7 protein-coding genes are annotated in these 16,931 nt (G+C 57.7%); 2 read left to right on the forward strand and 5 right to left on the reverse strand.

The features are described from left to right. Together ACFL9S_RS23450 and ACFL9S_RS23455 are read right to left on the reverse strand one after the other, a co-directional pair. Positions 1–8,277, reverse strand: an 8,277-nt coding sequence (locus ACFL9S_RS23450) for a hemagglutinin repeat-containing protein (RefSeq protein WP_405264277.1), incomplete at its 3' end; no start/stop codon positions are given. 12 nt (positions 8,278–8,289) lie between these two features. Continuing rightward, complete coding sequence (locus tag ACFL9S_RS23455) at positions 8,290–9,966, reverse strand: ShlB/FhaC/HecB family hemolysin secretion/activation protein (RefSeq protein WP_405264279.1); 1,677 nt, start codon at positions 9,964–9,966, stop codon at positions 8,290–8,292. A 357-nt stretch (positions 9,967–10,323) separates the two neighbouring features. Here ACFL9S_RS23455 and ACFL9S_RS23460 point away from each other — a divergent pair, with 357 nt between their 5' ends. Then, a complete protein-coding gene (locus ACFL9S_RS23460) occupies positions 10,324–10,722 on the forward strand; it encodes a MysB family protein (RefSeq protein WP_405264280.1) in 399 nt (132 codons plus the stop codon). A 16-nt stretch (positions 10,723–10,738) separates the two neighbouring features. Here the strand turns inward: ACFL9S_RS23460 and ACFL9S_RS23465 are convergent, their stop codons facing one another. The 3 genes from ACFL9S_RS23465 to ACFL9S_RS23475 all read right to left on the reverse strand — a co-directional run bounded on the left by ACFL9S_RS23465 (position 10,739) and on the right by ACFL9S_RS23475 (position 15,271). Further along, positions 10,739–10,972, reverse strand: coding sequence for a YceK/YidQ family lipoprotein (locus ACFL9S_RS23465; RefSeq protein WP_234472169.1), 234 nt, complete (start codon positions 10,970–10,972; stop codon positions 10,739–10,741). Positions 10,973–11,184: 212 nt separating this feature from the next. Then, complete coding sequence (mdoH, locus tag ACFL9S_RS23470) at positions 11,185–13,743, reverse strand: glucans biosynthesis glucosyltransferase MdoH (RefSeq protein WP_405264281.1); 2,559 nt, start codon at positions 13,741–13,743, stop codon at positions 11,185–11,187. Further along, entirely contained in the window at positions 13,736–15,271 is a 1,536-nt protein-coding gene (locus tag ACFL9S_RS23475) for a glucan biosynthesis protein G (protein WP_405264284.1), read from the reverse strand. The genes mdoH and ACFL9S_RS23475 overlap by 8 nt, the downstream gene beginning before the upstream one ends. Positions 15,272–15,540: 269 nt before the next feature. On the opposite strand from ACFL9S_RS23475, the gene mdoC reads away from it, so the two are divergent. After that, positions 15,541–16,668, forward strand: a complete 1,128-nt coding sequence (mdoC, locus tag ACFL9S_RS23480) for a glucans biosynthesis protein MdoC (RefSeq protein ID WP_405264282.1) — start codon at positions 15,541–15,543, stop codon at positions 16,666–16,668. Positions 16,669–16,931 lie beyond the last annotated feature (263 nt).

Genomic DNA, 16,931 nt, shown 5'->3' on the forward strand with positions numbered 1-16,931 from the left:
AGTATCACGCCCGCTGTTCAGCGAGACGTTGCCACCGCTGTCGAGGGTGGTTTCACTCCACTGGGTACCGTTGCCTGAGTCTTTGCCTTTCGCGCCGTTCACACTGGCAAAGATACTCAACCCGGCGCTGCCGTTGCCCACGCCAAAACTGATGCCCACGCCGCCGCCGCCGCTGGAGTTACTGCCCGTAGACTGCTGCGTGTTGGCCGAACCGGTTAGCAGGATGTCTTTCGCCGCCGTCAGTGTGGTGTCACCGCCCGCTTTCAACTGGCTGCCGCCAATAGCGATATCCCCGCTGTTAGCCGATTTACCTTTACCCGTGGCGGTAATCGCCAGATTCTGTCCCGCATTCAGGGTCGAGCCGGATACCGCATCACTGACCTGCTGCGACTGCGATTTTGACTTCTGCGTGGTCAGCGAGATGCTGATACCAATGCCGTTATTCGGGTCGCCGCTGACCTGCGCCTGCTGGCTGGCCAGTTTTGCCTGCACCCCGGAGAGCGCGGTTTTTGTTGCCTGCAGGGCGGCCAGGCGACCATCACTTTCCCCTTTCGCGGCCTGTGCGGTGGCTATCGCATTGTTGATTGCCTCTCCGACTGCGCCGGAGAGCGCCAGCGTAATCCCCGTGGATTTCTGCTCGAAACGCTCGTCCACGGTACGTTTGTCGTGGCCTGGCGCGATGACCACGCTGTCACCGTTAACCGTTAATGATTTACCCGCCACCAGGTCCGCACCGCTGATTTTCACGCCGTCAGCGGCGCTGATAGTAACATTGCCGCCGGTGCTGCCCACGGTGCTGACGCTCTGGCTCTGGGTTGTCCCCTTCACTTTTAAGTCATGTTTCTGGCTGGAGGTGCCGATGGTGATACCAATCCCACCCGTGCCCATCAACCCGCTTTTTTTCGTTTCACTGAAACGCCAGCTGGAGTCCGTGTTGGTCGCGGCAACAATATCGATATTACTGGCCGCGTTCAGGGTCACTGCGTCATCACCCACCACCTGCGATCCTTTCACCAGGATATTTTTACCGGCCTCAACGCTCACGTTATCGCCGCTCAGCAGCGTGCCTTTCTCCGACGTCGAACGGTCCTCTTTGATGGTGTGGGTGGTTTTTTTGCTGAGGAATCCTTTTTTGGTTTTGGTCTCTTCTTTGTAGAAATAATCACTCTCGGTGGCCGTCGTCAGGTTGACGTCATTCCCGGCTTTCAGGGCAATATCCTGCTGTGCCGTCACCTGAGTGGCCGCGCTGTTGATATCCCGCCCCGCCTGCACCGCAGTATTGCCGCCGCTGGCGATCTCCGTGCCCTGCTGGCGCACCGCTTCGTGGATTTCCGTACGTTCGCTGCTGCGGTAGCTGTCACCTTTAGTGGTGGTGGCTGCCCGCAGATTCACATCCCGCCCCGCCTTCAAGGCCACATCGTTATCGGCCACCAGGCCCGCCGCCTGGCTGTTCAGGTCGCGGCCTGCACTGAGCGTCAGATCATTGCCGCTGGTCAGCGTGGTACGATCCTGTCCGGTAACATGGTTTTCCCCTTTGCCCAGGCTGCTGCGCTGCGCGGTACTGGCGGCATTGAGATTGAGGTCGTTACCTGCGGCTAACGTCATATTCTTCGCCGCGTTGAGGGTGCTGGCCGTCACGCTGAGGTCATGTCCGGCGTTGACGCCAAGCGATCCCCCGGCCTGAACATCACTGCCGGTGTTGCTCACCTGATTGCTGCTGGAGATATTTTTTCCTGCAAAACCGGTGTAGCGATTGCTGCTCGTTGCCTGGTTGGCACGGATGGCAATGTCCCCCGCCGCATCCAGCAACAGATCGCCGCCTGCCTTCACCTGACTGCCGGTAAGGGTGATATCTTTCGCCGCTTTCAGGGTCACGCCCTGCTGCCCGGTCAGTGAGGCCGTGGTCCCCTGCTGGGTCTGGCTCATCGAAACACCTGAACCAAACCAGCCTTCACTGCTGGCATTCCACTGCGTGGCCAGCGTCTGGTTATTAATGCTGCCGTCAAGGCTTTCCAGCGCCAGGGTTTTACCGCTGATGGCCGAACCGATATTGTTGATATCGCCCAGCGCACTGAGGTTGATATCCCCGGCAGCGCTAATCACACCGGCATTCAGGTTATTGATGCTGTTCTGACTGTTGATATTCAGATCGGTTTTGGCGGCCAGCGTGCTGCCATTGTTGGTCAGCGTTCCGGCGTTGAGTTCCACCGAGTTGGCGGCCATCACGCTGCCGCTGTTAACGGTAATATCCTTCGGCGACAGGTAGAGCTTCGGCACCATCACGGTTTCGCCGTTAATCTGCGTCGCTTCCCACCAGACAATGCTGTGGTCAAGTGCCGCCACCTGTTTTGCATCCAGCGATACGCCAAATTTTAACCCCAGCGACTGCCGGGCGCTGGCAGCGTTATCCAGCAGATAGCGCATCTGTTCCAGGTCTGAACCCACCCCGTTCAGATAGCGGTTGCCGGTCTGGTTTAGCAGCGCATTGCGGACATAGCGGGTATCAAAGGCCGCATCACCCAGAAAACGATAGTCATACTCTGGCTTAACATTCAGGCGATCGAGCAGGTAGGACGACCCGAGGAACTGTTTCTGGTCAGTGTAAGCACTGCGCGTTTCCTGCGGCGCGTTGCCCGGCTGTTTACCCAGTAATGCATTGAGGTCGCCGAACAGGTTGTGATCCAGCTTGCCCAGCCCGTCGAGCTGCGGGTTGGTGACGATCAGATACGGGCTTTTAGGATCGCTGGCGCTGACGAAGTAGCCGTTATTACCGGTAGGTAGCGGCCAGGCGCTGGTATCGATGCCCTGAGCCGCAGGCTGCGGCAACGGTGTCGCTGCTTTTGTAAACAGCGTTGTACCGTTTTGATTGCCCGTATGTTGATCAGCCAGCGTCGCCAGCGGCTGACCACTGCTGTCCAGTGCGCGGCCGCCACTCATCTGTTGCAGGGCTGACTGTATCTGTGCCTGCCACTGAGGCGAGTTCACCGCGATTTTATCTGCGTTGCCCAGCGTTTGCTGCTGAACGGTGCTGCCGATCGCCTGCTGGCTGAGGGTATTCAGGGCCGGTTTGGCCAGCGTGCTGGTCAGGGTGCCGGTATTGGCACGGGTGGTGGTGTTGCTGATATTGCGGGTAAAGCTGGCGGTCAGTGCGCCACCGGCCTGGATCACGGCGCGCAGTGCGCTTCCGGTGGAGAGGTTTTCAATGGTTGGGCCGCCTGTAAGCCAAAAAGTGAAGTCGTAAGCTGATGTGGAGGGTTTCCCTGCGGTCAGACCTCCTTGACATATTTTTGACGATGTTGTGCTGCAGTTATATGTCTGCCATGTGCGTAATATACCGTTCTCAATCGAATCGTTATCCAGACTACTGCCGCGCAGTTGCATATTCCCGCTGGCAAGCAGGTTGCTGGCTTTATTTTCAAGTTTATCAGCGTTAATGGTCAGATTTTTTCCTGCCGCGATTCGTGCTGCACCGCCACTGGCGCTCACAGTAACCTGCTTTTCACTGACCAAAACGGTTTGCTGATGGTATTCAGTTAACAGCCGTGTATACGGGTGATCAATGCACATGTTGCCTCTGCCGTAGCAAGTTTGATCGTTACCAAACGTCAACTTGTCTTTGGTCATTGGCAGAGTGATTTTCGCCGTACCGCCAGGATAATAGTTCGTCTCCTTCTCCGTCCAGGTCAGCCCGTCGCGCTGGTTCAGCAGATGCGCGGTCGCCAGGCTGATATTGCCGTTACGGGTTTCAATGGTGCCGGAGGTATTCACGATCTCGCTGTTGGCATTGCCCGCCGCGTCGCGCTGCATCCACAGGTTATTGTCCACAAGAATATCGCCGCGCTGGTTACGGATGTTCTTGGCCTGCAGATGCATATCGCCACCGGCGTACAGCATGGCGCTGTTGGTGATGCTGCCCGGTGCCGTCAGCGTCAGCGATCCGGCCGTGCCGGTAAAGCCATCAACGCGGATATCGCCCTGGCTGATCAGCGCCAGGGCGCCCCCGCCCTGCACGCTACTGCCGTTATTGAGGGCGATCTGGCTGCCACTCAGGGTGCTGGCGTCACTGCCAGTGGTGATTTTACCGTTGTTGGTCAGCGCGCCCCCCGCACTGAGATCCACGCCCTGCCCCTGTATCACGCCCTGATTGTCGATTGCCCCCTTGCTGGTGACCGTCAGCTGGTTCGCTGCCGCCAGCGTGCCGCGGTGAGTCAGCCCACTGACCAGTTTCAGCGTCATATCCCCGAGCGCCATAAGCTGGCCGGCGCCGTTCAGTTCGCGAGCGTTGAGGGTCAGGTCACCGCCACTGAGTAGCGATGCCGCCTGCTGCTGCTGCACTGCGCCATTCAGCGTCAGGGTCAGGTTATCCACTCCGCTGATAACCCCCTGGTTATCCAGCGTGTCGCCCGTCAGGGCGAGGTTGCTGGCCATCCACTGCCCCTGATTGTTCAGCGCGGTGGCATGCAGTAAGGCTTTACCCTGCGCAGCGATCTGGCTGCCTGCGCCGGATATCAGCGCATCACTCAGCTGGAAATCCAGGCTGTCGGCGCTCTGTATGCGCCCCTTATTGGTCAGACTGCCCGCGTTCAGCACGATATCCTGCGCCTGCCAGCTGCCGTCGTTGACCAGGCTGTCGCCAGACAGTGTCAGCGTTCCCTGCGTCAACAGCTTTCCGCTGCCGCGGTAAATGCGCGGCAGCGCCGGGGTGGCCGCCAGCGCCATACGCGCCACGGCAGCGGAGACAGGGCCGAGGCTTAATGCCTGCAGGCCCAGCAGTGTCCCGTTATTGCTCAGCGTGGTGGCGTCAACCGCCAGCGTACTGCCCTGCACGGCGCCCTGATTCGTCAGCGCATCTGCGCGCAGCGTCACGACCTTCCCGCCGAGGAGTTTGCCCGCATTGTTCAGCGTGGCCGCCTGAAGCGCAACGCGCCCCTGACTGAGTATTTCGCCGTTGTTCGCCAGCGTCCCGACGATGTGCGCCAGCACATCGGTGCCGCCGATCAGCGTCCCCTGATGCTGCCAGTCATCTGCTGTGACAGTGACCTGCTCCCCCTGCAACGTCCCTTCGCTGGTCAGCGTATGGCTGTTGAGATCCAGGCTTCCGCCGCTTAACGCCTGTCCGCTGCTGCTTTGGATCAGCCGATCGGCCGTAACGGCAAGGCGATCGTTGCCCTGCCACAGGCCGCTGTTGCTGAGGTCATTGCCGTGAAGACCGAGATCCTGTGCGGTGATTTTTCCGCTATTGCGTAACTGCTGCCCGGTTAACTGCGCGTCTTGCTGGCTGCGGATCTGCCCGCCCGCCTGATTATCCAGCGAGGTGCCCGTGAAGGTCAGCCCCTCATCGCCCTGCAACAGCCCGGTGTTGGTCAGCGTTTCTGCGTTCAGCGTCAGCGTGCGGCCCGCCAGTAACTGGCCCCGGTTATTCAGCTCGCGCGCCGTCAGATCCAGCGTCTCACTGATTTGCAGCAGCCCGCTGTTGGTCAGCGTCTGCTCCACCTTCAGGTCACCGTTGTGACTCACCAGCAGCGTTCCGCTGTTATCGAGGATCTCGCTGCGCAGAACCAGCTGCCCGGCCTGCAGCAGGCCGCTATTATTCAGGGTGGTGCCGGTCAGTCCGGCGCGGTCGCCACTCACCAGGGTGGCACCGGCCAGGTTAGTGATATCGTTGCTGTTCACCACCAACGCATCACCGCCCTGCATCCAGCCACGGTTCACCAGGCTGTCACTGTTCAGCGTCAGCGCGGGAGACAGTATCTCACCATCATTGATCGCGCTGGCCGTGTCGATGTCCAGGCGGCGGGTGGCATTAACCGCCGCGCCCTGCCGGTTAACAAACTGCTGTGCCAGGCTCAGCGTCAGCGTCGCCCCCTGAAGGACGCCGCCATTGTTCAGGCTGTCGCCGTCGATTGTCAGCAATCCGTCCGAGGCCATCGTTCCCTGGCTGGTCACTGTTTTCACCGTCAGCGCCAGGCCGTTGCTGCCCTGTAAGGTGCCGTCATTATCCAGCCGTTCAGCGGAAACGCTGAGCGTAGCGGCCGCCATCTGTCCGGCGTTATCCAGCGTCTGGCTGTCGGTGGTCAGCCTGTCCTGCGCCAGCAGGAGGCCGCCCTGCTGATTATTCAGGTCAAGGTAGGTTGCCGTCAGACTGTGCGCGTTGATTTCACCGCGGTTAAACAGGCTGTCGCCGGCGAGCGTCAGGTCGCCGTCGCTGGCGATCAGCCCGGCGTTATTCAGCCGCGCAGGGCTGAGTACAAGGTCGCCCGCGCTGTGCAGCGTGGCACCCTGTAAATTATCGAACAGATCGGTCTGCAATTGCAGGCTGTGGCTGCCGTCCAGCAGGCCGCCGTTGGTGAGGTGCTGAGTGTTCAGTGACAGCTCGGGCGCCACCAGGGTGCCCTGATTATTCAGGCTGTCGGCGGTGAGTGCGATACGTGCCGCGTTGCTTTTACCCGTGTGATCGAGGGTGGTGGCGCTGACGCTGAGGTCGCCGCGCGCGGCGTGGGTGCCGCCGAGCGTGGCCTGCTGCGCCTCCAGTTTGAGGTTACCGCCGCTCTGTACCTGTGCCGATCCCAGCGTGGTGAGCTGCACACCCGCCAGCGTCAGATCTCCCCCGGCGTTAACCTCGCCGCCCAGCTGCATCTGGCCGGCCTGGATATCAATCGCCTGCTGGCTGGTGATGCGCGCGCCCTGCTGTTGATTCAGACCGTCGCCGCTGAAATTCACGCCGCGATCGCCCGACAGCAGCCCCTGCTGCTCCAGTTTCCCGGCATGAATCGACAGTAAACCGTCGCTGAGTATTTCTCCCTGCGCGCCCTGAATCAGACTGTCGCTGACGTTCAGACTGGCATTCGTTTTGGCACTCAACGTGCCGTTCTGCTCAAGGCGATCGCCGCTGAGGGCGAATGCCCCGCCGCTCAGCATCTTGCCCTGGTTTTTCAGCTGGCTGCCGCCGACCGTCAGGTCGCCGCTGCTCTGTATGGTGCCGCTGTTACTTAATGTGGTAGCGCGGGCACTCAGGTCGCGGCCGGCATTCAGCGCGCCACGGTTATCCAGCGCATCCGCCTTTAGCGTAAGATCCTGCCCTGCGGCCAGCTGCCCCTGCTGCGAAAGCGTGGTGGCGGCGGTGGCGCGGATATCTCCGGCCGCATTCGCCTGGCTGGTGTTATCCAGCGTCAGCGCATCGCCGCTGAGCTGAATATCCCGGCCCGCCGTCAGTTTGCCGCTCTCCAGAGCCACTTTTTTCCCGGCGCTCAGCACCACATCCCGATCGCTGACCAGCGCCGCATTTTTCAGCGCCACGTCACCGTCACCGTTCACCCTGATGTCACCACCGGCTTTATGATCGCCGCTGAGCGCGATAGTGTCTGCCCGGACGTTGATCGCACCGCTCGCCAGGCTGTTGTTCATCGTCAGTTTGCCGCTGGCATCCAGGGTAATATCTCCCTGACGTGCGTTGAGGTTGCCAAGGTTAACCCCCACGCCCTTGTCGCTCGACACCAGGCGGATGCGGTTGGCGTACATGCCGCCCAGCGCGCCCGTGTCCACCGCCACCGAAGGCTGCGGATCCTGGGTGTGCTGCGCGGTCACCTTTCCCTGCGCATCAACGCGGTTCGCACCGGCAATGATCGTCAGATCCCGGGCGTGAATATCGGCGTTGATTTCGGTGGCCCGCGCGATAATCGACAGCGCGTCGCTCTGGCTGGCATTCAGCCCCTGCCCTTCAACGATGATGGTGCCTTTCGACACCGCCAGGCTGCTGACGTTGCCCTGGCTGTCAAAGGCTGGTTTCCCGGTGGTTAACGTCACCTGCGGCGTATTGATAAAACCGCAGCCGCTACAGGTGATGCCGTACGGGTTGACCACCATCACGTTCGCGGCCTTGCCTGCCACCTCGGTAAAGCCCTGCAGCTGCGAGCGGTTGGCGCCGACCACCTCATTGACGATCGCGCGCGCTTCTTTTCCTGCCTTCAGGTTCGGGTTGTTCTGGATCAGCCCGCCCAGTTGGGTCTGCGTCAGCCTGTCGGTGGCGTTATTCAGGATCAGCCCCGGTTTACCAACGTTGTAATCGCTGAACTGGTTATGGGAGACGCCTGCCGGGTTTGGCGTGGCGATATTCAGCACCGGCACGCCGTTGGCCGCCTTGTCCATCTGGCTGCCCGGAGTCACCGGGGTGATGGCGGCCGCCACCGCGGGCAGCAGCGGCTGCCCGGCAATCAGCGTACAAATCAGGTAGCTCAGCAGACGCTGAGAACGACGAACCGGTTGCTGATGATTGTCCATAATCCTGGCCTCTTAAAAAATCAGTGAGATGCGGTACTGCACGATGAGGTGATCGGGCGCCAGCCAGTCCGGGTAATCCAGCGGCGTGCCAACGGTAAACTGCGTGGAGACATAGCGCTGACTGGTGGTCAGGCCCACGGCGCTGCCCCAGAGGGTGCCCGCCGCCCAGGGGTCAAGGCGATCGCTGTGCAGCCAGCCGCCGTCGATGGCCGCCAGCGCGCTGACCTGCCCCAGACCCGGCAGGGTAAACAGGCTGTAGTTCAGCTCATTACGCCAGTAGCCGCCGTTATCCCCGGAGAGATACTGCTCTTTAAAGCCGCGCACCGAGCTGTCACCGCCCAGCGTCAGGCGTTCGCTGCCGTACAGGCGGTCCGGTGACCACTGGCCGTAGACGCTGCTGAGCCACCAGAGGTTACTGGTCACGGGGAGCTGGTAGCTGCCGTTCAGGCTCCATTTACGAAACTCTGCCTTCGGCAGGTCGTCGTTTTTCCCCTCATCGCGCTCTGCTGAAAACCACGGCATCCCGCGCGTGAACATCGGGTTCAGGGTGGCGATGCCGCCGCCCAGCTTCTGCGTATGGTTAATGCCGATTTGCAGGCTGGAAAGCGTGCGGCTGCTGCTCTGCAACAGCGCATCGTTCAGCCAGTTACGGCTGATGCGCTGATTTATGCCAAACGACAGGCCGGTTTTGATATCGCTGTTACGGTACAGCCCCTGGGAGAAAACGAGCCGGTGGGTTTTGGTGTCACCGCGTGACAGCCAGTCAAAGCCGTTGTTGTTGAGGGTGCTGAGGTAGTTGCTCCAGCTGTAGCTGTAGTCCAGCAGCCCGTAGCCGTAAGGCACGCTGACTCCGGCCTGGAAATTTTGCGCATCGCGGGCGCTGGAAAATGCCGAACTGCGGCCGCCGCTGATAAACCAGCGGTCGGCGAGGCCCAGCGGATTATTTGCCACAAGCGATGCGCTGAGTTGCCCGGTGCCGGTACTTTTTTGCCCGCTGTTATCAAAACTGGCGGAGAGACTGAGGGGAAACTCCGGGGTGGCGGTCAGGTTCACCACCGAGTAACCCGGCCGATCGGCAGGCAGGATTTCAATCTGAACCGGCGTGGTGCGCAGGCGGTTAATCTGCTCCATCCCCTGCTCAATATCGCGCAGGTTAAGGACTTTTCCTTCCAGGCCGGGGAAGGCCATCTTCAGTTCACGCGCCGGGGAACCGTCGAGACGAATATGCTGTAACTTTCCCTCCAGCACCGCCAGGGTTAATTCACCGCCGGAGAGATCCTGTTCGGGAATAAACGCGCGGCTGGTAATGTAGCCCCGGCTGATATACCAGTCGGAAATGCGGTGGGTCAGCTGGCTGATATTGGCCATATTCAGGCATGAACCCTGCCAGGGGGCCAGCAACTGCTGCTGTTGACGGGGGGACATCAGCGTCACGCCGGTCAGACGAAGCGTATTGATCCTGAAGCAGGGACCGGAAGAACTCGCCACCGGGCGCGGAGACTGCCCGGACGGCAGTGGCGTACTGCGCTCCAGTTCATCACGCTGCTGCTGGTTTTGATCGAGGATGTACTGCTGTTGCTGGCGCACGGCGTCACGGTCCGCCGGGCTGAGCGTTGCCGCTGAAAGATTAAAAAATACACCCACCAGCAGTAATGCCGTCAGTGTCCTTACCGGGGTTAACATCATCATGATATAAGTTAAATAAATGTGAAAATAGGAAAAATCTAATGCGCACAGATTACCTGTTGTGAAATAAGAATAAACTTAATTAATACAGTTTGAATGCTCCATCCTGTAATTTATGTTAAGTCACCAATACACTCTGTTTTAATTAAAATAGAAGAAATTAAAAATAATAAAGACTATTTTCTGCTGATGTATTTAAGTGAAATTTTTCCGTCCAGTTTTTGGCCAGAGGTCGTTAAACGACAGAAATTCTTGTTAATCTGCTTCGCACCCGGCACACAAATTTTCTCCTTCACCGCCTTGCATCCTGGCACACAGCGACAACAATTACTCTTTACCGATAAAACCAGGGAGATGCCCATGACACTTTATGCCACGCTGGAAGAAGCCATTGATACGGCTCGTGAAGAGTACCTTGCCGCCAACCCGGAGGTCGATGAAGACGACGCTCCGGTGAATCAGTTCAATCTGCAAAAATATGTGATGCAGGATGGCGATATTATGTGGCAGGCGGAGTTTCTTACCGATGACGGGGATGAAGGCGAGCTGGTATCACTGTACAGCGGTGAAGCCGCGCAGGCCATTTTTGATGGTGACTTCGACGAGATAGAGCTAAGAAGCGAATGGCTGCCTGAAAATACGCTACATGAATGGGATGAAGGGGAATTTCAGCTTGAGCCGCCTGCCGACAGCGAAGAAGCCGAGGCAGCAGCAGAAGAGTGGCAAGACAATAATACGGACGCAGATAACCGTGCCTGAGGCACGATAAAGGGGATTACTCGTACGGGCCGTGGTGCGCATCCACCGGTAACAGCAGCGTATCCACCACCAGCGACAGCGGCAGGTCAATAATGGTGATGACGCGCCACGCCGTATCACGGACATCCCACTGTACGCCGGGATAATACTGATTGCCGTGCCCCTGTCCGGGCACGGTTCTGCTGATAATACTGCCACACCCGCTCAGTACCAGCACACTGACCGCTAACATCACACCGCGTAAAAACATGCTCACCACATCATTCCCGAATAAAAAACGCACTATCTTACCGCCTGCGCATCACAGCGCCATAGCACTGAATGCAAATAAAACGTAAAAAAGCCGGAACACATGTTCCGGCTTTTCGTCTTCCCGCCTGACAGGCTGACCGGAAAAGAAGGTCAGCCTCTACAAGAGCGGGGATGGCATCCCGTAGGGGTCGGGCATGCCCGACCCGCGTACTATTTGGCGTTATTTAACGCCAGCGGATTCAGTTTCAACGTATGGTAATGATCTAACCAGTCGTGATACTTATCGGCGTTCTGCCACAGGCGGTAATGCATGCGTGACAGCGTGACCGGGTCGCTTAGCAGCGCCAGGCGCTGATCGCGGTCCAGCTTCGCTGGCGACTCACTGAGTGCCTGTTCAATACGACGGTCACGGGCGAAGTCGATAATATCGCTTTTCAGGTGACGCGAGGTCGCCATTGCACTGGCCAGCGCGTTAAACGAGGGGTGGAACATGGCATGCATAAAGCCATTATTCAGCTCACGTTCACGGTTCAGGTCAACATAGCGATCCGTATCCAGCAGCTCCTGCGGCGGGCTGAACTCTTCCGGTATCAGGAACAGTTTTCCGCGTTTAGATGCGCGGCCGAGCGTACGACGGCTGGACCACACCGAGACAAACGGCGACAGGATCAGCGAGAAGACAATCGGCGACAGCCACCAGAGGAAGTTCAGATCCAGCCAGCCCATACCGCCCGCCCAGACCAGGCCAAGCAGCATCTGCGAACCATGACGCTTAAAGGCTTCGCTCCACGGCGTGGCATCATCGTCACGCTGCGGTGAGTTCCACACCACTTCCCAACCGAGGAAAGCACTGACCACAAACACCGTATGGAACAGCATGCGCACCGGTGCCAGCAGCACGGAGAACAGCATTTCCAGGAACAGAGAAGCCAGTACGCGCAACGCACCGCCATAAGGTTTCGCGCCTTTGAACCACACCAGCACAATACTCAGCAGCTTCGGCAGGAACAACAGCACTAACGTGGTAGAGAACAGCGCTATCGCCAGCTCCGGACGCCACTGCGGCCACACCGGGAACAGCTGGCGCGGTTGCAGGAAGTACTGCGGTTCCATCAGCGTATGCACCACCTGAAGAGCAGTGGAGAGCGCCAGGAACATAAACCACAGCGGGGCGGACAGATAAGACATTACGCCCGTCAGGAACACCGCACGATGAACCGGGTGCATCCCTTTCACCAGGAACAGACGGAAGTTCATCAGGTTACCGTGGCACCAGCGACGGTCACGCTTCAGTTCGTCCAGCAGGTTTGGCGGCAGCTCTTCATAAGAACCCGGCAGATCGTAAGCGATCCACACCCCCCAGCCTGCACGGCGCATCAGAGCCGCTTCCACAAAGTCATGGGACAGGATGGAACCGGCAAACGAGCCTTCACCCGGTAGCGGCGCCAGCGCACAGTGTTCGATAAACGGCTTCACGCGGATAATCGCGTTGTGGCCCCAGTAGTGCGACTCACCCAACTGCCAGAAGTGCAGACCGGCGGTAAACAGCGGACCGTAAACACGCGTAGCAAACTGCTGGCAGCGTGCATACAGCGTATCCATACCCGACGCTTTTGGTGATGACTGGATGATGCCCGCTTTCGGATTCGCTTCCATCATGCGCACCAGACCGTTCAGACAGTCACCGCTCATCACGCTGTCGGCGTCCAGTACCACCATGTAGCTGTACTGGCTGCCCCAACGGCGGCAGAAGTCATCGATGTTACCGGATTTGCGTTTCACACGACGACGACGACGACGGTAGAAAATACGCCCTTCCCCACCGACATCACGCACCAGCTCCATCCAGGCCTTCTGTTCAGCCATGGCGATATCCGGGTTGTAACTGTCGCTGAGGATATACACATCGTAGTTCGCCTGCTCACCGGTACGTACTACCGATTCCCAGGTGGCACGCAGACCGGCAAACACACGCCCGACATCTTCATTACAGATGGGCATGATCAGCGCAGTGCGGTGTTCCGGGTTAATCGGTTCGTCGCCGTTGGTCAGATACGAAATACTGTATTTGTCCTTGCCGATCATCAGCTGCAGGAAGCCCATCAGTGCCGTCCAGAACCCCGCAGAGACCCAGAGGAACAGGATGGCAAACAGGAACAGGATCCCGGTCTGCAACACGTAAGGCAGAATCTGCAACACCGACTGCTGCCAGTTCTGGTTGATCATCTCCATCGGATCGATCAGCGCCCAGCCCTGGTAAGGCAGAATGGTTTTCATATACCACGTAGCGACGACTGTCTGGAACACGGAGAGGAACAGCAGGATATAACGACGAATAGAGCCAACATGGCGCCATTTGTCTTCATTTTTCTGCTCTTCGCGGCTGTCGTAACGCGGCGTGCTTTTACGCCCGCGCAGGGAATCCCATGCACGCGCCACCGGGTTGGTCCGCCACTCTTCCGGGTACATGGAAGAGCGGGTGTGTTTCGGCATCGCTTTCAGCGTGGTGCGATCCAGCGCGTCTTTATCAAACTGACGACCGCCATCAACAGAGTCAGGCCAGCTCATCTCGATACGCGCTTTTACCGATTCCTGCGGAGCATCATCGGGGCGCGTTTCGACCGGGCCGTCTTCGGCCAGCTGATAGTGCAGCTGGCTGAACATCTCTTCAGGCTGTTCTGGCAACGCATCACGCAGCGCCCCTTTCCGCTCAGGGGAAAGGGGCAGCGCGTCGATATATTCGTCGGGTATTACGGTAGACTTATTCATTGGCAGGCAACTGATTGCTCCAGGTTTCCGTCAGCGTTTTGTCACCGTTAACCAGTGCTGCACGCATTTCGGTCGGCTGTTTATTGTCTTTCACACGAATACGCATCACCAGACGCCAGCCTTTGGTGACCGGGTTATAACGCACGCTGTTTTCGACCAGCTCGCCGTTATTACCGATGCTCACCTGCGGCGTGACCGGGGTGTTTTCCGGCAGTTTGCTCATGTCCGGGCCAACAAAGTCGACGATAAACGCCACTGTGCCGTCTGGCTGACGCACCAGGTTAGACTGTTTCACATCGCCCAGAGAGCGCAGCGTGCTTTTCACATAGGCGGTATCCGGCGTATGCAGCTGGCTTTCGTCACGGGTAAAGTGCAGGCGGTAGGCAAACTTCATCTCTTTGCCTGGCTCTGGCAGGTTTTCAGGGGTCCAGAACGCCACGATGTTGTCGTTGGTTTCATCGCTGGTTGGGATCTCGACCAGCTCAACGCGGCCTTTACCCCAGTCACCCTTCGGCTCGATCCAGCCGCTTGGGCGCAGATCGTAGCGGTCATCCAGGTCCTGATACTTATCGAAATCACGACCACGCTGCAGCAGACCGAAACCACGTGGGTTTTCCACGGTGAAGGTGCTGACCGCCAGGTGTTTCGGATTATTCAGCGGACGCCAGATCCACTCACCGTTACCGGCATGGATAGACAGGCCGTTGGAATCATGCAGCGCCGGGCGGAAGTTTGCCACAGGAGACGGCTGATTCGCACCAAACAGATACATGCTGGTTAACGGTGCCACGCCCAGTTTGCCCACTTTGTCACGCAGGTAGACTTTTGACTGCACATCAACGGTGCTGTCTTTACCTGGGGTGATCAGGAAACGATAGGCGCCTGTCGCACGCGGCGAATCCAGCAGCGCATAGATGACCAGGTGTTTATCCTGAGGCTTCGGACGCTCAATCCAGAACTGTTTGAAGCGCGGGAACTCTTCACCGGACGGCAGCGCCGTATCGATGGCGAGACCACGTGCCGACAGACCATAGACCTGGCCCTGACCAATCACGCGGAAATAGCTGGCACCCAGGAAGCTGGAAATTTCGTCTTTCTTATCTTTGCTATTCAGCGGGTACAGCACTTTAAAACCGGCAAAACCGAGGTTTTTCACGGTGTCCGGATCGTGCTTAACATTGCCGAAATTGAAATATTCCGGAGAGTATTTTATCTCGCGAACGCTGTTTGCGGTCACTTCATTGAGGCGCACCGGCGTATCGAAGTACATCCCCTGATGGTAAAACTCAAGTTTGAAAGGGGTCTTCAGCTTGTTCCAATAGGCTTTTTCATGATTGAACTGGATCTGCTGATAATCGGCATACTTCATATCACGCAGCTGTGACGGTAGATTACTTTTCGGCGCTTCAAAGCCTTTACCGGCTAACTCTTTCGCCTGTTTTGCCACATCGTCAATGTTGAAAGCCCAACTGGCGTTGGCATACATTGAAAGCAAAACTGCCGCGCCAACCCAGCGCAATTTCATCAGTTTTGGTTTATTGTTCATTTTAGTCCGCACATCCCCCCCTTTCGGGTGCTTAAATCAATGGATCCATCTTAAAGGATAATTCAGCATTCCGACAGCCTGAGCCTGTTTTTGTTCCACTATTCCGAGTGGCTAAGAGCCCGATTCTCAAGCGTTTAGCGGAAACAGATTCGGCTGATAGTATACGCGGGTTTGCTCTATTAAAGTAAGCGGTAAGCTTTAGACTGGTTCAGGGTGAACCGGGTGATTAACTTGTTGAATATTGGATACATATGACTAAAAAAACACCACAACGAGAATACTTTCTGGATTCGATTCGCGCCTGGCTGATGTTATTAGGGGTGCCTTTTCATGTGTCATTGATTTATTCCACACAAAGCTGGTCAGTGAACAGTGTCGCGCCCTCCGAATGGCTGACGCTGTTAAATGATTTCATCCATGCTTTTCGCATGCAGGTGTTCTTTGTTATTTCGGGGTATTTCTCCTACATGCTGTTCCTGCGTTACACCCCTTCACACTGGCTGAAGGTGCGTGTGGAGCGGGTTGGCATCCCGATGCTGACGGCCATTCCCCTGATCACGCTGCCGCAGTTTTTTATGCTAAAAGAGTGGACCAGTAAGATCGGTGACTGGAGCAGCAAGACGCTGTATGAGAAATATAACGCGCTGGTCTGGGATCTGATTTCCCATCTGTGGTTCCTGCTGGTGCTGATCGTTCTGACCGTGGCCGGCTTCTGGCTGTTCCGTTTTCTGCGCGATAGTGCGCGTGAGAAAACAGACTATTCCGAACTCACCTGGACCCGTTTAACCTGTTTTATTCTGCTTTGCAGCCTGGTCTGGGTGGCATTTCGTCGCCTGATGTTTATTTTTGCACCACAGATCCTCAGCGATGGGCTGTTTAATATGGCCGTGATGCAGACACTGATGTTCCTGCCCTTCTTTATGCTGGGTGCTATGGCGTGGAAATACCCGGCGATTAAAGCGCTGTTTGTGCGCCCGGTCCCCTGGACTTTTGTCGGATCGGCGCTGGCCTTTGCCGCCTATGTGGCCAATCAGACCTGGAGTAAAGGGGAAGGCTGGCTGTATGAGATTGATGCGGTGGTGTCAATGCTGATGGGCTTGTGGATGGTCAACGTCGTGTTTACCTTCGGTCACCGCCTGCTGAACTCCCATTCGCCGCGCGTAACGTACCTGGTCAACGCCTCGCTGTTTATCTACCTGGTCCACCACCCGTTAACCATTCTCTACGGCATTCTGTTTGTGAAGCAGATCGACAGCAACACTCTCGGGTTCTTCGCCGGTCTGGTGTTTGTGTTTGGCATCGCCTTCCTGCTGTATGAGATCCATCTGCGTATTCCGCTGCTGCGCTTCCTGTTCTCCGGCAAACCCCAGCGTAAATAATGGCACGTACCACTGGCGCATGAACCATGTAGGGGTTGACCACAAAAATGAATGGCTGGCAGTCTGGCTTCAGGTCCGGGGCCAGTTTGAGCACGCCGGAACGGCAACGGCCGCATCCATGCGGGCCTCGGCACGCGACGTCCTGTCGCGTGACGTCCGGCTTACCTCAAGCTGGCCCCATCCCCACAGAACCTTTGCTCGCTGTGAATGTTAAAACCCCGACAGCACTGCGATCTTTCGTAGGGGGCGATCATCTTTTCCGA

The sequence above is a fragment of the Erwinia sp. AnSW2-5 genome (assembly GCF_045107195.1).
Taxonomy (GTDB): domain Bacteria; phylum Pseudomonadota; class Gammaproteobacteria; order Enterobacterales; family Enterobacteriaceae; genus Erwinia.